We start from the raw sequence: 20012 nt of genomic DNA on the forward strand, positions 1-20012 counted from the left end.
TTGTTCTTAAACTAATGCAGCCTTATCCGCAAAAACGGTTACGCAAGGGTGGGTGTGTAAGACGGATGCAGGGAAGGCTTCAGTAATTTCTCCTTCTAGCAATTTGGACAAAGCGGCCTTTTTCGCACTTCCTGAAGCAAGCAACACGATTTCTTTGCTGTTCATAATCGTTTCAATTCCCATTGTGATAGCATGCGTGGGTACGCTGTCTAGGTTCTCAAAGTATCGGGCATTGTTTTGACGGGTACTGTCGGTCAGCTGTACAATTCGGGTTCTTGATTGAAAGGAAGCGCCGGGTTCGTTAAAGCCGATATGCCCATTTTCACCGATGCCGAGTAATTGTACGTCAATACCACCATGTATTTTTATGAACTGATCATAAGAATTAAATTCAGATGCCTCTATTTGTTCCTCTTCTGCTGGGAAGTGGGTGTTCGATAATTGGATATTAAGATGCTGGAAAAGGGTGTCGTTCATGAAGGTTCGATAACTATGGTTGCTTCCATCGTCCAGTCCAATGTATTCATCTAAGTTAAATGTTGTGACGTTCTGATAACATGTCTGGTGGAGACGATGGTCTTCAATCATGTTCATGTACATTCCTTTCGGCGTACCACCAGTCGCAAGGCCAAGTGTTATAGTTGGTAAGTTTCGGATTTTATGAATGAAATAAGATGCTGCTTGGGCACTCATATCTTCATAATCGCTTACTTCAATAATTTTCATTTGCCAACAGCCCTCCCTTGCAATCTTTAAGATTTTACTTGTTTAGTATAAGGCGAATTACATTTCCATAAGCATAGTTTTCACATACTGTTCGACTTCAGAAGATGTACGTAACGTAAAGATGTGCTCTATATGCGTAGCTAGTTTTTCTTTGGACAATTGAGCGATTTGCCTGCGCGCACTTAAGATAGAGGAGCTGCTCATCGAAAACTCATCTAACCCTAGTCCAAGAAGAATAGGTATTGCAGTTGTGTCTCCAGCCATCTCGCCGCACATCCCGACCCATTTCCCGTGCAGATGTGCTCCGTCAATGACCGTTTTAATCAGTCGTAGCACAGCTGGGTGATATGGCTGATACAAATACGAAACGGATTCATTCATACGATCTGCCGCTAGCGTATATTGGATCAAATCATTTGTGCCGATCGATAAAAAGTCAGCTTCTTGTGCGAACAGGTCCGCTATAATTGCGGCTGAGGGAATCTCGATCATCATCCCGATTTGCAGTTTTTCAGAAACCGGAATGCCTTCCGTTTCAAGTTGCTGTTTTACGTCAAGAAGAATCTCTTTTGCTTCTCGGAACTCCTCTAACGTTGCGATCATTGGGAACATGATGCGCAAATCTCCGTAGTTGCTGGCCCGTAGCAATGCGCGTAATTGCGTCCGGAAAATAGCTTGTTGGTTCAAGCAAATCCGGATCGCCCGATAGCCTAAAAAAGGATTTGATTCGTGGGGTAAAGATAAATAGGGAACTTCTTTGTCCCCGCCAATATCGAGTGTCCGAACGACAGCAGGTTTACCTTCCAGTTTTGTAAGCACGGATTTGTACACGTCATATTGCTCATCTTCAGTCGGCAATTCATCCCGGTCCATGTATAAAAACTCTGTTCGGAATAAACCGATGCCGTCTCCGCCATTTGTTAGAATAGAATCGATATCTTCTATTTTACTAATGTTTCCGACAATTTCAACTGAATGACCGTCAGCGCTACGACTTGGTAAGCTACTAAATTTCTGTAGCGATTCGTTCTGTAATTTAAATTCTCTTTGGAGTGCGCGATAATGCTGTTGCTGTTCTTCAGTTGCTCCTTCAAGCACTATTCCACTGTCACCATCCATTATAAGCATGGAACAATGGGGGATTGACTTCGATGCAGTTTTCGTACCGACGATCGCAGGTATGCCCATTGCTCTTGCTAAAATGGCGGTATGAGAGGTTTTACCACCAATATCCGTGACGAATCCTTTTACAAAGCGTGTATCCAGTTGTGCTGTCATGGACGGTGTTAAATCTTCTGCAACAATAATCACTTCTGAGGAGATCAGGCTGACATCAGGGAGCTCGACGTTCATTAAACCTGCCAGCAATCTTTTGGCAACATCTTTAATATCTGCAGCACGTTCTTGCATGTAGGCATTATCCATTGACTCGAATAACTGGACGAACGTATCCGTTACTTCTTTCAACGCATATTCGGCATTAGCGTGTTGTTTTATCTTATCCTTCATACTAGCAATCATTTCAGGGTCTTCGAGAATTAATAAATGAGCTGAAATAATGGCGGCTTGTTCTTCACCTACCGTGTCGGTCATTCCATTTCGTATCGTTTCTAGTACGGACTTTGTTTTGATGATCGTTTCGTTTAAACGTGCAATTTCCGCATCGATGTTTTCTATTTCCATCTTTTCAACAGGTAACTCAGGTTCCACTAAACAATAGGCCTTGGCAATGGCAATTCCACTTGAAACGGCGATTCCTTGTAGTTCTAGCATTCTTCACCAAGTCCTTGAGAAATGAATATGTCTACTACACGTTCCATCAATGCAACTTCATCTTCACCAACAGCCGAAATGGTGATGACAGCACCTGTAGGAACAGCTTGAGACATGACACTCATGATTGATTTTAAATTCGCGGATCTGTCTTTATAGCGTAAAGTTGCTTCGGATTTGAATGGGGTGGCAGCTGAAACGAGTAGTGTGCATGGTCTTGCATGCAGTCCGTCTAAAGCACTGATTTTAAATGTTTTTTCCATTATGATACCTCCAAGTAGTTAAAAGTGGACCATCAATTAGCAATGGTCCACCTAAAATAGGGTTTAGTTCGTTTTTCGTATTTTATTTAATTCATCAGCAACGAACTGGACGCTCGTTCCGACGATGACTTGAATATTATTTGCACCGACGACATTAATGCCGGGGACGCCTGTAGATTTGATCAGTTGTTGATCGACTTTGTTCATATCGCTAACTTCTACGCGTAAGCGTGTTGCACAGTTATCAACAGAGCGGATGTTTTCATTCCCGCCGAGGCCTGTGAAGATTTGTGACGCCATTGCATGGAATTTCTGATCGCCCGTAGCGACAAGTGTGTCGTTGTTTTCGTATTCATCATCATCCTCACGTCCTGGTGTTTTCAAGTTGAACTTCAAGATGAGGAAGCGGAACAGTACATAATAAATGACCCCGAATACGAGCCCTTGTAGCAGAAGCATTAAGGGCATATTGGCAATTGGAATGCGCAAGCTTAGTATATAGTCTATTAAGCCAGCGCTGAATCCGAATCCTGCTGTCCATTGGAAACTAGCTGCGATGAATAGTGAGAGACCGGTAAGTGCTGCGTGAACTACATATAGTGCAGGAGCTAGGAACATAAATGCAAATTCAATAGGCTCTGTTACGCCTGTGAAGAACGATGCGAAAGCGGCGGCGAGCATTAAAGAAGCGACCTGCTTTTTTCTCTTCGTTTTTGCAGTATGGTACATCGCAAGTGCAGCAGCGGGCAATCCGAACATCATAATCGGGAAGAAGCCAGCCTGGTACATTCCCGTGACGCCTTTTTCACCCGAACTACTCCAGAAGTTTTTAATATCATCAATTCCAACTGTATCAAACCAGAATACGGCATTCAGTGCGTGATGTAATCCAGTAGGAATTAACAGACGGTTGAAGAAGCCGTATAATCCCGCGCCTGCAGCTCCTAAACCGCTTATCCCTTCACCGAACGAAACGAGAGCTCCATAGACGATTGGCCAAACAATAAATAAGATTGCAGAGATGAAGAGCATTGCAACGGCGGACATAATAGGCACGAGTCGTTTTCCGCTGAAAAAGGCTAAGAAATCGGGCAGTTTTACATGACTAAATCGATTGTACATGATTGAAGCGATAATACCTGATAAAATACCGATAAATGCGTTTTTAATTTTATCGAATGCAGGATCGACGTTTGCGACATCAATTCCTTGCAATAACGCAACAGTGTCGGAGGACAACATCGTCGTTACGACTAAGAATGCGACAAGTCCACTTAGGGCTGCTGATCCATCTCTTTCTTTTGCTAAACCTAGTGCTACTCCAACTGCGAATAAGATGGCGATATTTCCAAGTATTGAATCTCCGGCTTTGATCAAAAAGGCGGCGAGTACGTTTCCGGCGCCCCAACCATCATGATCGATCCAATAGCCAATTCCCATTAATATTGCCGCAGCAGGTAAAACTGCAACGGGAAGCATTAAAGATGCCCCAAGTCTTTGGAAATACTTCTTCATCACTCATCAAACCCCTTTCTTATTTTGCAACTTTTTTTTCTGCCTTTCTTAAACGCTCAATATGCACAGTAATATAGCCCAGTTCCTGCTCGGGAAGCTCAATTCCGTGAAGCTGTAATAGATCTTTTGCCATGGCGGTTGCGAATGTGTATGAATGTGGATATTTTTCGCGAATTATTTCAGACATTTCTTCATCCAAAGAGTGGATTTCATAATGGTCCAGTCTGTCGAGTGTATGTCGTAAATGTGTGATGAGGCGCTGATAAGAAATATCGTCTTCTGCGATGAAGATGTCCATACGTTTTGATATTGATTGCACCATGTCTCTGACCATCGTCGTTTGCCGTAAAGTTTGTCGTAAATCTCCTCCTTGTGGCTTCATTGTGTGTAGATGTAATGCGATAAAAGCAGCTTCGTCCAGCGGCATTGTAATCTTGCAAACTTCTTGTATATGTTGAATTGCCCAAATACCAATCTCAAATTCTTTAGTGTATAAGAGTTTGATTTCATGTAATAATTTGTTTTGAATATGAATGCCATCCCTCGTTCTTTCAATCGCGAAGGAAATATGATCTGTCAACACAACGTGAATATGCTCACTTAGTTTTGTATGTAACGCTTTTTCAGCGTACGTAATAATCTCTTCTGAAATGGTAAAGTGTTCTTCAGGTATTCGACTTAGTAGTTGTGCAAGCTTGTCATTTTCTTTCATGACAAAAATCTTTTCGATTTTTTGGGGAAGGACAAGGTCATTTCGCTTTCGATTAAAAGCAATACCAGAGCCGACAACGACTTTTTCTTTGCCCTCGTCGAGAACAATGACAGCATTGTTATTGAGAATTTTTTTTATTTTAATTGGAACCACTCCTTATTTAGTGAGTTGAAATGGTTAATAACACAGTTTCATTTGCGATACATTGCGCATTGTTTGATGACGTTATGGTTCTTGAGGAACTATTTGTAATAATGACGGGGGTGAGAATGCTCTTGGCATGTTCCTTCAAATAGTCCCAATCGGCTTCGATCAGTAACTGTCCAATTGACACTGCATCTCCAACTTGAACGTGTGTTTTAAACCCTACGCCTTTCAATGTAACCGTTTCCAATCCGATGTGTATTAAAATCTCTGTACCGTCAGTAGCTTGTATTCCAACGGCATGGCTCGTGTCTGCCACTAGAATAATCGTCCCTTCTACGGGAGAGTGAATACCTCCTTCTTTCGGCATAATCGCAATGCCACCTCCCATCATCCCTTCACTAAAAACCGGATCGGGAACTTCTCTAAGCGAAACGACATCTCCTGTAATCGGCGCAATCACTTGCAACTTCTTTTTATTAAACAGCTTAGTAAACATATGCAAACTCTCCTTCCACGTATGAAATAGCCGTTACTCTAAGACGATAAATTGAAAAAGGCATGGAGGAACGAAAAGAACGAGAAACAGTCCTTTTTGTTTACCACCATGCCTAATCAATTCAGTAACATGTGATCAATATGATTTTGTGTTTATAGAATACCATATTCCAAATTAAAGAGCAATATGATAATTTCTACTCTTTAGATAACGGTAATTGTGTCGGTACCTGTGCAAGAAACATTCATGTTTATTCAGTCGATTTGGATGGTTATACAATAAATATTAATAAATCTTATACTTACAACATTATGTATTTATTAATATGCAATTGTAGTGAATTGACTGAATTGGGTCTTTCACAGGTACCTAAAAAGTTTTACAAGTTATTGTTGCAGTTTGCCGGCCGTGTAGCCGCCGTCTATTGCTAGTGTTACGCCGCTAATGGATTTTGCGAGGTCTGAGCATAGGAATACAATAGCGTTTGCTTGTTCTTCAGCGGTAGACATTCTTCCTGCTGGAAGTGATTTGAGTACACCTTCGTATTGTTCTGGTGATGTCTTTGCCCAGCTTTCAATGGCAGGTGTAATCGTTGCACCCGGTGCGATTGAGTTAATGGTGATTCCTTTTTGACCATATTCCAACGCGACTGATTTAGTTAAACCGGCAATCGCGTGTTTCGATGCAGTGTATGGGGCCATATTTGGTGAACCTTCAATTCCAGCACCTGATGCTGTGTTGACAATTGCGCCGCCGCCAGTTTTCACCATTGCATTGACTTGGTGTTTGATGCAGTAAAATGTGCCATAGAGATTTACTTTTAGTGTAATATCCCAGTCTTTGGAGTCCATTTCTCCGATTGGTACAAGCCCTTTGTTAATGCCTGCGTTGTTATGCGCAAAGTCCAGCTTGCCAAATGTTTCAACTGTTTTGTTCACAAGAGCGATGACTTGCTCTTCGTCACTAACATCACATTTGAAAAAGGCAGCTTCACCGCCATTGTCTTTAATCATTTGTACCGTTTCTTGACCGGATTGTTCGCTTACATCAGAAATCATCACTTTTGCGCCTGCTTTTGCTAATGCGATTGCGGATGCTCGACCGATTCCTGACCCTGATGCTGTAACTAATCCTGCTTTTCCTTCCATAATTCCAACCATGTGAAACACTCCTCTTTTTATATTCTCATTACTTTAGTAAACTTCTTTAGTAAACTGAATTTATGATACTGTAAATATATGTTAACTAACGGATATTACTCGCTTCCTTCATTGAAAGTAGCTTGTAAGCACAAACGTATTAGCAACAATACCCCTTTTCTTTATTATTTAAAAATAAATTAGTGAAGAGTAGTACTGGAAGAAAACTTCCGAAACGTTTTTCAATGAACAATATACTCCTATACTAATGTAAAATCAAACAAATAGTTTAATGTCTAAATATTTGCATATCGTGTTGATATTTACTATATAATTGTCTTCAGTTAATTGTATAGAAACAAACGAATACATGCGGTAGAAGTAGGTTTATATTTTTTAATATGCTAAACTTTGAAAGCTAGGAATGAAAATGATGAAGGTGGAATTCATATGAAAAGAACGGATCATAAACAACAAAAGAACAAGTTACATGTACGTAACAAATGGTCTAACTTAAAAAAACCTATTCGTGTACTATTTATCGTTATCTTCGTAGTAGCAATGAGTATTTTGCTTATTGTTAATGGGTTAATTTCAACAAGTGATGTAAGTAAACTTGAAAAGCCTGAACCAAGACCGACGTTTATCTACGATCAAAAAGGGGACATTGTCAGCAAAATATCAAATTCAACTATTGAAGGGGTTACGTTAGACCAAATCCCGAATGAGTTAGTTGAAGCTGTCGTTTCCATTGAGGATCAACAGTTTTACAAGCATAGTGGCATTAATTATTTCGGAGTTGCGCGTGCATTCATCCAAAACCTATTCAAAGGGGAGGTTGTCGCTGGAGGAAGTACAATTACGCAACAGCTTTCAAAAAATGTATTCTTATCGCAAGAACGTACATATTCTCGGAAATTCAAAGAATTAATTATCGCGAAGAAGATTGAAAGAACGTACTCAAAAGATGATATTATAGAACGCTACTTAAATCAGATTTATTTTGGCGAAGGTGCATGGGGCGTTCAGCGAGCTGCTCAAGTGTACTTTGGAAAGGATGTTAATGATTTAACGTTAAGCGAATGTGCTACATTAGCAGGATTAATCAAAGCGCCTTCTCATCTATCTCCTTATAAACAGATGGAAAAGTCAGTAGAACGTCGCAATATAGTGTTGTCGGTAATGAAAAGTGAAAAGTATATTAGTCATACGGAGTACGATGAAGCGATTGGACAAGAAATTAAGTTAGCTGATTCAACCATGCCGAATTACAAAGGGAAATATCCGTATTATATTGACCATGTCATTGACGAGGCAGTTAACACGTACAAACTAACGAAAAACGAAGTGTTATATGGAGGTTTACATATATACACAGCGATAAATCCTGTTATTCAAGATGCACTGGAAGAAGTGTACGCTGATGATCGTAACTTTCCAGAGAGTACACCCGATCAACTCCTTCAAAGCGCTTCCGTTTTCTTGAATCCTAAAACGGGAGGTATTTCTGCATTAGTTGGAGGCAGAGGAGAATATACGCATGGCCGCTTTAATAATGCAACGGAGCTAATTAGACAACCGGGATCGACCCTGAAGCCACTTGCTGTCTACACGCCAGCGCTTGAGCAAGGTTATCATATGTCGGACTTGCTCGTCGATGAACCCATTAACATAGATGGATATGCTCCGAAAAATTTCGACAAGCAATATAGAGGACGAGTGACAATGTACGATGCAGTCGCTCATTCGTATAATATTCCTCCAGTTTGGCTCTTACAGCAGATTGGAATAGAAAGTGGAGTGCGTGCTGTTGAACGGTTCGGCATTCCATTGGAAGAGAACGACTATAATCTTGGTCTTGCTTTAGGAGGATTGAACAAAGGTACTTCACCTTTGCAAATGGCCCAAGCTTTTTCTACATTTGCGAATGATGGAGTCATGGTGGAAGCACATGCGATTGTAGAAATAAAAGATTCAGGGGGCAAAGTCCTTGGGAAGTGGAAGGAACAGTCTGAAGATGTAACAGAACCGGAAGTTGCACAGCAAATGACGTATATGCTTCAAGGTGCTATTAAAGAAGGTACAGCGAAAAAAGCTCAAATTTCAGATATCGAAATAGCTGGTAAAACAGGTACTACCCAGCTGCCGTTCACCGGTGTGGAAGGTTCAAAGGATCATTGGTTCGTCGGCTACACACCAGACATCGTAGGTGCGGTTTGGCTCGGTTATGATCAAACGGATGCCGCTCACTATTTAACGTCGACAAGTAGTTTCACAGCGCCACCCGTTTTCGCACAAGTTCTGTCAAAATCAATGAGTGAATTCCCAACGAAAAAATTCAATTTGCCTTTAATCGCGAATAATAAAAAGGAACTAGATAATCAGCGGGAGAAATTGAAGAAAGAAGAACGTAAAAAAGAAAAAGCGAAAATGAAACAGCAGAAAAAAGAAGAGAAAGAACGGAAAAAAAGAGATGAAAAAGGTGAGAAAGAACAGAAAAAAAGGGATAAGAAATACAAGAAGGAAAGAGAAAAAGAGAAGAAGAACAAAGAGAAAAAGGACAAGAAGCGGGATAAAGGGAAAGATTAATAAATTAAAGGAGGCCTGCTAATTAGGGCCTCCTTTTGTAATCAATTCGTTTAAAAAGCTTTTTACCTTATTTTTTGTTTCCTCATCCATTGCGTAGCAACCCATTTTTCACCAATCTCCACAGGTGCTCCACCGTGTAGCGTAAAATCGTTCAACGTTTGATCGTTATAGAAATACTCAAAGTAAACAGCCATCCCTTTTCGTGGAGTGACGGAAAAATTCAAGTGGGGAAAGAACGTTTCGCCACCTTGTTCGACTTCATTTAAGTACATGACCAGCGTACTGATTCGATTGTTTGCCACTGCACTTGAAGATGAGAAGAAATCATGATGCGCTTTGTATTGTTGACCTGGTGTATACTGAAGAATTTGAAGTCCTTCTCCATGTTCAATAGGTATATTCATGACCGCTGCAATTCTTTTTTCAATCCCTGCAACAATTAGGTTTTCGCTTTCTTCAATAAACATACTACTGCTCGTTCGCAACGCATTTTCTTCGCGTGTCGTACCGATTTTTGAACGCTTCATTTTGTCAGTAGACAATCTGATAAGTTCCTCGCACTCTTCGTCACTTAGCACATTGCCTAAAACGACGATCAGCGGTTCTTCAATTCGGGCAATAATGTCAATCTCTCTATCTGTAATGATTTTTTTACCAACATGATGAAATATCGTTTGTTCTTTATTTTCCGCTATCAACTTCGAACACCTCTTGAATTGTTTAGTTTTCAAAACAAATATATGCTTCGGCTATGAGTGTACAGCTAATAACGGACTTCTTTTACGGTTCACACTTCCTCTTGGAATAAAATTCAATTCATTTCATTTTATCACAATCGATTAGTTGCCGTAAATTATGAATGCAGTAATTGTGACGGTACCTGTGCATGAAACATTCATGTTAATTCAACCAATTTGAATAGTTATACAGATAGACTCAATTAACTCAGTAGATAAAATATAAATTTCTATTAATATTCAATTGTAGTGAATAGACTGAATTGTGCTTTGCACAGGTACCGACTAAAAGTAGGAATTCCCTCTTGGAAAATTGCGAAAAAATACCATTGCGAATGGCTGATAAGTGCTCTTTTTCTTTAATTCTGTTTTATATAACTATAAACAGTGAATTGTACAAGTATCTAAAATTCTTGAAGGAGCGTGTGATAATGAAAAAATGGAAATTACTATCGGTTCTTTTTACTTGTACGCTAGTTTTTGCAGCATGTGCTGATGAAAAAAATGACTCGGCTACTGTAACAGATAAATCCAATGGTAATAATGGGAATCCCGATAGTCAGAGTGAAGAGGATACATTGCCATCCGTTACTGTACAAATGATGGATAGCAGCGGAAAGTCACTTGGTACGGTGCAATTGACCGAGGAAGAAGATGCTTTGAGAATAATGGTTGATGCACATGATCTGCCTGAAGGTTCTCATGGATTTCATTTTCACGAAAAAGGGGTATGTGAAGCGCCTGACTTTGAATCCACGGGGGGACATTTTAATCCTACGGAAGCTAGCCATGGACTTGACTCAGAAGGGGGCCCGCATGCTGGAGATTTACCTAACCTAGTAGTAGGTGCAGATGGAGAGGTGAAGGAAGAATTCTTCGTTCAAAACCTCACGTTGAAAAATGATGATGAAAACTCGCTTTTCCAGGATGGTGGAACAGCTCTTGTTATCCATGCGGATTCCGATGATGGAAAAACCCAACCGTCGGGTGATTCTGGTGATCGCATCGCGTGTGGCATTGTGGAGTGATGGATTTAAAACTATGCCGCTAACATTGTTTGAAATAAGAAGAAGCCAATCGTTTAAAATACGGATTGGCTTCTTTCTATTATTCAAAATATATCTATTTAGTTAATACATAGTCATGTGTTTCCTATCCACACATTGTGTAACACCTTAGTGATTACGCATTTCCTTTTGCTGTTTTATATTGGATATACAATGGGTGGTTCGTTTTTTATTACCCTTAAGGTGTACTGTTTGAGTTGATTACTTTGCCATTGGCAGGTCGAAGGTTACGGATTTTTCTTTGAACAGCTTTTTCGCATTTGTGTCTGCTAATGGACCAAATTGAAGCTGTAGTTCTTTAAAGAGCCCGAATTCGTCCTTCCGGAAAAGGAAGACGGCAAGGATTTCTTCCGATTCGCCAGGTTGGAAATCTCCGTAAAGAATCGGTTCAAGCATACCTTCAGACAACATTTTACCCCTGTTTTGGTCAAGGATCAGACGCTTATCGATCAACGATTTCGTAAACGCTTCCTTGCTGTCGTTTTTCACTTGGAATTTAGCTGTCAATGCGACGAGTGGACCATCGCCGAAATTGCTGAAACGGGAAGCGTGTGCCGCTGTTGGCTTGACGTCGGCGTATTGGACACCCTCTAGTGTAATTGACACTTCGTCGATTTTCTTTGTTTCATTTATATCTTCTTTTGAGAAGAACAATTCTTTATCCGCAATTGTGTCTAGCACCATTCGATCGGCATATAATGCTGAGCTTTTTGATGCTTTTTCAGCACCTTCATTATTGAACGGAATTTTAAAAACAGCGTCTTTTCCGATCCTCTTATTGAAATCGTCTTCAAGCATTGGAATGTCGATTGTGAATGTTGGAGCTGTTAATCGCTCGTACTGTGCCTTTGTCATAGTGTACGCAAGCATGCCTGTGAATTTACCAGGTCCGAATTGACGTCCCGCGCTGTCTTTATCACCTAACAACCAGTCTTCCCGATCGACGAGTCCGACTCGTTTATACAAATTCTCCGTACCGTCATCTGACAACATCATTGTACTTGCATTAAAAAATACGTCTTCGTCCAGGTTGTTTTCGAATGCCAGTTTGTATGTGATAACATACCCCTCATCTTCATCATCGAAGTTGTGTTTTACTGATTCGTTCATATTTGACACATGGGCGATTTGGTATTCCGCAACAGATATTTTTACTTTATCCGAATAGGCATGTGTCAGATTAGGATCTGTGTTCGTGAACACAATGTCAATATCGCCGTCTGTTTCTTCTTCCATGTACGGATTAATATTTTCAGCAGATTCGTTTTTCTCTTCTACAGCAGGATCTGTATCACTCTCAGATTCTTCCTCTGCATCACTTTCAGTCTCATCCCCTGTCACTGTCGATTCAGCATTATTTTCGTTGTTCTCTAACTCTTCATTATCAGGTTGCTCGGCTGCTGCCGTTTCGTCTTCTTTGTCTTTCGCTTGTCCGCAAGCGCCAAGGATGAGGACCATCGCCAACATGCAACCGCTCAACATTTTTTTAAAATCCATATTATGCACCCCTTAACATTGAATTACCAAAATAATTGTAACAGGTTATTGACTAGCAAAAAGCACTGTTCTGAAAACAGTGCTTAAGTGATTTATTGAATGAGGGAATATGTGGAAAGTCCTAGTTTAAAATAGATTAGAGCGTTGTTTTATAGACGCCCTTAGTCTTTTGGATGAATAAAAACTAATACTTTTCCATTCTCAACATCATGGGAGTAGTTTTCAGCTTCATCATCCGGGATTCCAATTTCCATCAGGGCATGTTTTAATCCTCCAACATCAGAGCCGGCACCGATGACTGCTCCTCCAATCGTTGTAAGAATAGGACCTGCAGCTAATACAGCGCCAAGTCCTGGAATGACAACAGTGGATAGCCCAACTAGTACACCGGCAATGCCAAGTGCTCCTCCCGTAGCGGCTCCTGCAATCGCTCCGTCCTTAATGGAAGGTTTGACTTCCTGTGTGACTTCAGATTGCTTTTCAATATTTTTAGCTACAACTGAAATTTCCTCAGTTGTATAGCCTTTCAATTTTAACTCTTCAACGACTTCAGCCGCTTGTTGTTCATTTTCATATACGCCGATTACATGGTTTTTCATTACAAATTACCTCCAGTTTGCTAGAACTATAATGTATACTATTTACCCGATCTTTATTTTTATAGTCACCTTTCACTGATGCATATTATGGAAGAAGTAACATAAAAACGGATTCCTAGGAATCCGTTTCTTGATAAGCCATGATCTGCTCCAAATAATTCTCTATATGATTTGCTTGCCCAACAGCACCTAATTCTGTATATATATGAATCGCTTTTTGAATCATCGCGGTACCAAGTTCACTTTCTCCTATTCGCAATTTATATGCGCCTTTTAGTTGAAGTAAGGTTGCTCGCTCGAATAATTTATGTTCAGGAACTGATAGGGCATTTAAATAGGAAAAGAACTCGCCCAATTCCGCTTGAAATTTCATTTCGTTTGTGAATTTATTGACAGGTCCTAATAGATAAATGATTGTATTCATCAGGATCGTGCCAGTTACTTCGTTTACTTTTTGAAACTCCTCGTACCGTATACTTTTTTCGTATGCTGTCCGAGAAAGCTGTAGTACCATATCTGCATCGAGAAAGAGCATTGTCGCATTATAAAGCATGAACTCATATTGGCCCCAAACTTCTACGTTAAAAAAGTAATCTGCTAATCTTTGAATGTCCTCTTTGTGTACTTCTTCAACCATCGCTTTATTGTCGATAATGCTTTCATACATTTGTAACATCAAAACATGATGCTTGTACATTTCCAAACCAGATTGTTTCCACTTTTTCTTTTCTTGTTCTTTTAATTTTCTAAGTGCATCTGAATCGTTCTGATTATATGCATTGCCTATGGCTTTGAAAAATCGTTCGAGCTGGCCGGCCTTAAACTCGTTATGGACGAACAAGAACTCATCAAAACTCATCATTAATTTGTCTAACACTCTCGTGAACAACCTAAGGGTTATATCAGAATCGCTGCGCTCGAATTTCGAAAGGAATGAAATCGAACAAATCCCATCTGCCAATTCTTTTAGTGTCAATCCTTTTTGTTCACGAATTTGTCGTAGTGTTTCCCCATATGCTTTCATTTGTACCCCTCAATTCCACTATATGAAAATTAATGAAATACCTTTAAAAATTGAATATACAATAAAAATAAGTTAATTCCATTATACATGAGGGGGCGGCTATCATGGCTGAAGTGAAACATTATATTGTGAAAAACGGTACGATAATTGATGTTGAAATGGGGGATTCTTTCCATGGCTCGATAGAAATTGAAGGGACGAAGATAACAAGGATTTACAAGTCGGGTGAAAGTTTTCCGAAAACCATTCCAACAATCGATGCAATTGGCATGTATATCATCCCGGGTTTAATTGACATGCATTGTCATATCCAAAGTAGATTTGCGCCACACTTTTTGGCATCTGGCGTGACAACGGTACGCAATCCTGCGAGTAATGTGCTAATGATCGAGGATTTGCTTGAGGCTCCGCTAGATGGACCGACGCCTCGTGTCTTTTCCGCAGATCGGATGATTGACGGGGAACCGGGGCTATGGGGGCCGACAAGTTTCGGGAACTTTGTTACGGAAGATGCTGAAGAAGCACGACAGGAAGTGAGAAGACAGGTAGCAGCCGGTGTTCATTTCATAAAGATTTATGGTTTGGCCAATCGAGAGGTTATTCAGGCTACGGTTGAAGAAGCGCGGAAATTTGAATTGGAAGTGGCTTGCGATTTAATTCATTCCCAAAAAGTGAGTGCGTTGGAAGCGGCTGAGTTAGGTGTCACGTGGTTCGAACATGCTTCGGGATTTGTGCAGACTCTCTATCCGGGGTGGTATCCTTCTGCTGACCAAGCGGAATGGAGTCATATTAGTTGGGAGGAACCTGACGAGAAGCGGATTAAAGAACTGTGTGAACAGATGCTCCGTTACAAGGTTAAGCTCTGTCCGACACTTGTCCTCATCGATCAGGCAAATCAGCATCCAGACTTTTGGTATCCGAAAAATGTAGTAACACAATCGCTCGAAGAACATGATATTTTAATGAGCCATTGGCATAGCATGGCCGAGCAAGTGGACGGGATTAAACAGCAACTTTGCAACCAGCATGCATTCACTAAAACTGTGGCGAAAACTTATTTTGAGCTTGGTGGTACGGTTGTACCGGGGACGGATACGCCTGCGCTTATTTATACGTTCCCAGGTATGGCGCTACATCGAGAATTAGAGCTGTTCAATGAAATCGGCATGACCGAAATGGAAACGTTGCAGGCGGCGACAATCCATGCGGCTCGTTCCATAAACCTTGTAGACATCGGAGCAATAAAAGAAGGGTACATTGCCGATTTAGTATTGTTGAATGAAAATCCGCTCGAAGCGATCGAGCATACAAAAGAAATCCATCGCATTATAAAAGGTGGGAAAATGTATAGCCAAGAGGAGATCCTAAAGTGTATTCCTACGAAAGAGAAGTTGGAAAAGCAAATGGTGGAATTTGAAAAACGGTGGGAAACAGAGATGGAACAAGTGAAAATGAATGATGGAGTGGCGTCAATCAAAGATAGCTAAGCTAGATGATGTAAATTTCTAATGTCGCCTGTATTTTCTGTAATTCAAAGGTGTCATACTCAGGTACAATCGCATAACATAAATAAGGGAAGACTTGTAAACAAACACACCCGCGAACTGGGAGTCGCGGGTGTGGAAGATATTCTAGAAAACTTAAAGGATTTCCAATTGAACAATTAGCGCTAATAGAATTTGCAACAATAGCTGCAAGGAAATTGCCACATCGGTATCTACCGTTGTCACTTCGACATCACGGGAGTTCACGATAATTACTCTTTGTCGATTGGACTGTCGAATTTGTGCTCTTTCCAGTAACTCAGCTGTTACACGTTCCGCCCTTGAAGCATCTGCAATCGAAATGTGGACAACGATTGCGATGGCTACTTGGAGCGCTGCTTGCAGAGATACCGCAACTTGTGTGTCAGTCGTGCTCACTGTTACGTTACTTGAATCGCGGATGACAATTAATTCATTGGAGCTCTGATTAGTGTCCGAGATTAACTCTGCATCTGCACCAGTGTTCGAGTTTCTGCTTCCCATTGAAGCAACAGGGTGCTCTGCATCAGGGTCCAAGGCGGACCAGTTATTCTGTGAACGTGAATTGCAATACTCATACTCATCATCGTAATCATAATTATTACTCATAAGTTTTCCCTCCCCTCTCTTACTATTACATGTTTTGATTTACTCTTGAGTTGGACAAATCATCCACTATCAATTCGGTTTTTCGTTTTCTTTCTTCTTTCTTCTTTCCATGAAGGCCTTTCTTAACGGACTTTCTGCTTGTCCTACGACATTCGCTTCTGTCTCTGTCTTTTTAATGACAGTTTTCGTTTCAAGAAAATCCTCTACTTGCTCTTTTAGTTTTTCAACGGTCCCTTTCAGATGCTCACGCTGTTCATCTGTCATTCGCTTTTTCGCATTCGAGATGTCCACATTATGCTTCGTCAACAAATTAGCAACAAACAACTCCATCAGCTGCCCGGACAAGCCTTCTAATTGTTCACTCGTTTTCTTTTCATCCACACAAATCACCTCCCTTTGCACTTACATATATGTATACGCAGAAAAACAAGCATTGCACGGGCCCCTATACTTATCATGAAAAAAATGAGGTACAAATGAGGTACCTGTGCAAGACGCAATTCAGAAAATACACTACAAATGCATGAATATAAAACTGAGAAGTTGTTGGTAAAGTGTTTGCTGTAAAATACGGTATTTTTATGCAAATTGGTTGAATTGTCATGAATGTTTCTTGCACAGGTACCTAGAGGAGAACCGGCAGAGGGATTTGTCACTATGGAGTTGTTTGAATTGAGCTAGTTTATTTTAACTTTGATTTCGTCGGTAAATACATATAAAATAAACTACTGTAGTTCTGTTATTTGCAGAATGTGTATGAACTAACATAAAGAATAAATGTTTGAGTGGAGGTTTATTATGGATTATAGAATTATTAACAAGCAAGTGTTCGAGCAAGCACAAGTGCGCTCGGTCTCTGATGTAGCGTTCACTGAAGAAGAACTTCAAAACGGTATGAAGTTAGCGGTGTCGAAAGAGGATAATACCTTAACGTTGTATATAGTGGATGTAGACGGTAAGAAGAAATTTGAAGTGCGTTGGGATGATTCAACTGAGGTATTCACAGGTTGGAATTCCGCTTGGGAAAATTTCACTTGGTGCCTGAGCATCGCAGGTAAGTGATATACAGTCCAATTCGAAAACAAAAAGGAAGGACAAGTCTCAATTTCTTGAGATGTTGTCCTTCCTTTTTTTAAACGCACATTGTGAAATGTCCTTTATCCACGAACAATTTTGTTTCGGATTTTGTTAGACAGGAATTCCACGATTAAGATCAACACCATTAAGCCGATTAGGATGGAACCGACTTCGGACCATTTATAGGCATTCATCGCAAAAATCAGTGGAGCGCCGATACCGCCCGCGCCTACTAATCCAAGAATAGCAGCATCTCGTAAGTTCATATCAAATCTATAAATCGCGACCGATATGAACATAGCGAATAATTGTGGGATGATTCCGTAACGGATCTTCTCAAAAGGTGTACATCCAATTGACTCCAAGGACTCAAGTATATTCACTTCTAAGTCTTCTATGATATCGACAAATAGTTTGGAGAGCATACCGATGGAGACCAATGCCATTGTCATAACACCTGCAAATGGTCCAGGTCCTGTAACACGGATGAACATTAATCCATATACAATTGCTGGAATCGTACGGACGAATATTAAAAACAAACGAATGATGAAAGCAACCGGCTTTGGCACAATGTTAGAGGCCGACAGGAATGCGAGTGGAATCGCAAGAATCGTTCCGACAATTGTTCCAAGGAAGGCGATTGCCACCGTTTCAAGGAGTAAATAGGGAACACCATTCGTATTAAATGTAAACAGCAAATCTGTATTTGGAGTTACAATTCCGTGCAAAATATTTTTAGCGATTGCGACACCGTTGCTTGTGAAATTGGATAAATCGACTGCAGTTAACGACCACATGAGAAAGATGATGACAATAACAGCGGTGATCACATTTTGCACAGTGCGCTTAGGCTCGTTCAATAAATGCTTTTCAATTATATTCATTGTGATCACCCTTATAAAAATTTCTTTCTAATAGTTTCGCTAATCGTTTCGATTATAAATACTGTGACAGCAAGCAACAGCAAAATCATCCCGACATTTGCGTAATTACGCCATCCAAGGCTTTCATTAAGCATTAACCCAATACCACCTGCGCCAACATACCCTAAAATAGCAGCATATCTTACGTTCCCTTCGAAACAGAAGATGGCGTTAGATAAATAGTTAGGTAATATTTGAGGGATAATGGCAAAGCGGAATGCTGAAAAGGTCGAGTGACCCATCGATTGCATCGCTTCAAATGCTTTTAAATCTGCGTTCTCTATTTGCTCATACAATAGTTTTCCAACATAGGCGATTGTGAAGATGAAAATGGCGACAGTACCTGCCATCGTCCCGATACCGAAGATGAACGTTGCAATCAACGCGGCGACCAAAGTAGGCAATGTACGTAATAAGCTTAAAATAAACTTCGTTACAACAACTACAGTCTGGTTTTTCCTCATATTTGAAGATGCAAAATAGGCGAGTGGTAAAGCTAACACAGAACCTAATATAGAGCCGAGCAGTGACATTTTAATCGTGTCGAACAGGGGTTGCCAAAGCTTATTCAGGTAATTCCAATTGGGAGGGATCATGTCAGCGAGAATAACCCAAAACTGGTTAATTCGTTTAACTAACACTTGCAGGTCGAAGCCTGTAATCTGAACAGAATAATAGCAACAAATGAGTAACGCCAAAATAATTACTGGCGTCTTTGAACGTTTTACAGGAACTACTTTACCATTAGGCAATGTAATTGACTTAGCTCTTAAAATATTCAATTGCCAGTCAGCTCCTCTTCAAGCTTCCCGTTATAGATGTGATCCAAGATTTCTTCCGATACTTCATTAGCGGGACCATCGTAAACAATTTCGCCACTTCTGATGCCGACGACTCGAGTGGCATATTCTAATGCCAAATCTACATGGTGAATATTAATGACGATCGTCATATTCAATTCTTTATTGATCCGTTGGAAGTCTGTCATAACTTGTTTTGCTGTAATCGGATCGAGTGAAGCAACGGGTTCATCTGCTAAAATAATTGTTGGTTGTTGAGCTAGTGTACGAGCTAACGCAACACGTTGCTGCTGACCACCAGAAAGCTGATCGACTCGAATGAACGCCTTGTCCAATATATTTACACGGTCAAGTGCTTCCAACGCTTCAATTTTTTGCTGTTTTGTATATAAACCGAGAACTTTCCGCCATAAGGGCATATCAGGTACAAATGAGACAAGGACATTTTTGAATGATGATATACGATTAACGAGGTTGAATGATTGGAAAATCATGCCGATTCCTCTGCGTAACTTTCGAATTTGTTTGCCTTTCAGCTTGGATACTTCCACATTGTTAACGATTAATGAACCGCTCGATATATCGTGCATCCGATTTACACAGCGTAAAAGGGTGGATTTTCCTGCTCCCGACAAACCGATAATAGCGACATATTCGCCTTGTTCAATCGTTAGATTTATATTATTTAATGCTACAAAACCATTGTCGTATTTCTTCTCTACGTTTTCGAACTTTATCATGCAGAATCGACATCCTTTGCTTAAAAAAGGGAACACGCGAGGTGTCCCCATCT

20 protein-coding genes are annotated in these 20012 nt (G+C 40.5%); 4 read left to right on the forward strand and 16 right to left on the reverse strand.

Going from position 1 to position 20012, the window contains the following annotated elements:
* Positions 1-6: 6 nt before the first annotated feature.
* From nagB to H9649_RS14270, 7 genes are all read right to left on the reverse strand, one after another.
* Complete coding sequence (gene nagB / locus H9649_RS14240; RefSeq protein WP_191695571.1) at positions 7-726, reverse strand: glucosamine-6-phosphate deaminase; 720 nt, start codon at positions 724-726, stop codon at positions 7-9.
* A 57-nt stretch (positions 727-783) separates the two neighbouring features.
* Positions 784-2499 (reverse strand): phosphoenolpyruvate--protein phosphotransferase, encoded by a 1716-nt coding sequence (ptsP, locus tag H9649_RS14245; protein ID WP_191695572.1) that lies wholly within the window; start codon positions 2497-2499, stop codon positions 784-786.
* Positions 2493-2762 (reverse strand): HPr family phosphocarrier protein, encoded by a 270-nt coding sequence (locus tag H9649_RS14250; RefSeq protein WP_191695573.1) that lies wholly within the window; start codon positions 2760-2762, stop codon positions 2493-2495. Before H9649_RS14250 ends, ptsP begins: the two co-directional genes overlap by 7 nt.
* Positions 2763-2825: 63 nt before the next feature.
* A complete protein-coding gene (gene nagE, locus H9649_RS14255; protein ID WP_191695594.1) occupies positions 2826-4277 on the reverse strand; it encodes an N-acetylglucosamine-specific PTS transporter subunit IIBC in 1452 nt (483 codons plus the stop codon).
* 19 nt (positions 4278-4296) lie between these two features.
* Positions 4297-5133, reverse strand: coding sequence for a PRD domain-containing protein (locus H9649_RS14260; RefSeq protein WP_191695595.1), 837 nt, complete (start codon positions 5131-5133; stop codon positions 4297-4299).
* Between the two features lie 16 nt (positions 5134-5149).
* On the reverse strand, positions 5150-5632 hold the full coding sequence (locus H9649_RS14265) for a PTS sugar transporter subunit IIA (protein WP_191695574.1): 483 nt from the start codon (positions 5630-5632) through the stop codon (positions 5150-5152).
* Between the two features lie 386 nt (positions 5633-6018).
* Positions 6019-6792, reverse strand: coding sequence for an SDR family NAD(P)-dependent oxidoreductase (locus H9649_RS14270; RefSeq protein ID WP_191695575.1), 774 nt, complete (start codon positions 6790-6792; stop codon positions 6019-6021).
* Between the two features lie 429 nt (positions 6793-7221).
* On the opposite strand from H9649_RS14270, the gene H9649_RS14275 reads away from it, so the two are divergent.
* Complete coding sequence (locus tag H9649_RS14275; protein ID WP_191695576.1) at positions 7222-9360, forward strand: transglycosylase domain-containing protein; 2139 nt, start codon at positions 7222-7224, stop codon at positions 9358-9360.
* A 62-nt stretch (positions 9361-9422) separates the two neighbouring features.
* Here the strand turns inward: H9649_RS14275 and H9649_RS14280 are convergent, their stop codons facing one another.
* Positions 9423-10058, reverse strand: coding sequence for a 2OG-Fe(II) oxygenase (locus H9649_RS14280; RefSeq protein ID WP_191695577.1), 636 nt, complete (start codon positions 10056-10058; stop codon positions 9423-9425).
* A 470-nt stretch (positions 10059-10528) separates the two neighbouring features.
* Here H9649_RS14280 and H9649_RS14285 point away from each other — a divergent pair, with 470 nt between their 5' ends.
* Positions 10529-11125 (forward strand): superoxide dismutase family protein, encoded by a 597-nt coding sequence (locus H9649_RS14285; protein ID WP_191695578.1) that lies wholly within the window; start codon positions 10529-10531, stop codon positions 11123-11125.
* 240 nt (positions 11126-11365) lie between these two features.
* Here H9649_RS14285 and H9649_RS14290 read toward each other — a convergent pair whose 3' ends face one another.
* The 3 genes from H9649_RS14290 to H9649_RS14300 form a co-directional block, all read right to left on the reverse strand.
* Positions 11366-12661 carry a DUF5068 domain-containing protein gene (locus H9649_RS14290; RefSeq protein ID WP_191695579.1) on the reverse strand — a complete coding sequence of 432 codons (1296 nt, stop codon included), beginning with the start codon at positions 12659-12661 and terminating at the stop codon, positions 11366-11368.
* A 161-nt stretch (positions 12662-12822) separates the two neighbouring features.
* Positions 12823-13260 carry a general stress protein gene (locus tag H9649_RS14295; RefSeq protein WP_191695580.1) on the reverse strand — a complete coding sequence of 146 codons (438 nt, stop codon included), beginning with the start codon at positions 13258-13260 and terminating at the stop codon, positions 12823-12825.
* 115 nt (positions 13261-13375) lie between these two features.
* Complete coding sequence (locus tag H9649_RS14300; RefSeq protein ID WP_191695581.1) at positions 13376-14284, reverse strand: helix-turn-helix domain-containing protein; 909 nt, start codon at positions 14282-14284, stop codon at positions 13376-13378.
* A 104-nt stretch (positions 14285-14388) separates the two neighbouring features.
* Here H9649_RS14300 and H9649_RS14305 point away from each other — a divergent pair, with 104 nt between their 5' ends.
* The gene (locus tag H9649_RS14305; protein WP_191695582.1) at positions 14389-15771 is read left to right on the forward strand and encodes an amidohydrolase family protein; all 1383 of its coding nucleotides are present in this window, start codon (positions 14389-14391) and stop codon (positions 15769-15771) included.
* 153 nt (positions 15772-15924) lie between these two features.
* Here H9649_RS14305 and H9649_RS14310 read toward each other — a convergent pair whose 3' ends face one another.
* Both H9649_RS14310 and H9649_RS14315 read right to left on the reverse strand, forming a co-directional pair.
* Entirely contained in the window at positions 15925-16416 is a 492-nt protein-coding gene (locus tag H9649_RS14310) for a spore coat protein (protein WP_225229906.1), read from the reverse strand.
* A 69-nt stretch (positions 16417-16485) separates the two neighbouring features.
* Complete coding sequence (locus H9649_RS14315) at positions 16486-16797, reverse strand: hypothetical protein (protein WP_191695583.1); 312 nt, start codon at positions 16795-16797, stop codon at positions 16486-16488.
* Between the two features lie 417 nt (positions 16798-17214).
* Here H9649_RS14315 and H9649_RS14320 point away from each other — a divergent pair, with 417 nt between their 5' ends.
* Positions 17215-17478: a hypothetical protein gene (locus H9649_RS14320; protein ID WP_191695584.1), complete on the forward strand. Its 264-nt coding sequence runs from the start codon at positions 17215-17217 to the stop codon at positions 17476-17478.
* A 95-nt stretch (positions 17479-17573) separates the two neighbouring features.
* On the opposite strand, the gene phnE (H9649_RS14325) is transcribed toward H9649_RS14320, so the two are convergent.
* The 3 genes from phnE (H9649_RS14325) to phnC are packed head-to-tail and all read right to left on the reverse strand — an operon-like array spanning position 17574 to position 19959.
* Positions 17574-18380: a phosphonate ABC transporter, permease protein PhnE gene (gene phnE / locus H9649_RS14325; RefSeq protein WP_191695585.1), complete on the reverse strand. Its 807-nt coding sequence runs from the start codon at positions 18378-18380 to the stop codon at positions 17574-17576.
* Between the two features lie 11 nt (positions 18381-18391).
* Complete coding sequence (phnE, locus tag H9649_RS14330; RefSeq protein ID WP_225229907.1) at positions 18392-19201, reverse strand: phosphonate ABC transporter, permease protein PhnE; 810 nt, start codon at positions 19199-19201, stop codon at positions 18392-18394.
* Positions 19198-19959: a phosphonate ABC transporter ATP-binding protein gene (gene phnC / locus H9649_RS14335; protein ID WP_191695586.1), complete on the reverse strand. Its 762-nt coding sequence runs from the start codon at positions 19957-19959 to the stop codon at positions 19198-19200. The genes phnE (H9649_RS14330) and phnC overlap by 4 nt, the downstream gene beginning before the upstream one ends.
* Between the last annotated feature and the right edge of the window lie 53 nt (positions 19960-20012).

The organism is Sporosarcina quadrami (genome assembly GCF_014836615.1).
Lineage (GTDB): Bacteria > Bacillota > Bacilli > Bacillales_A > Planococcaceae > Sporosarcina > Sporosarcina quadrami.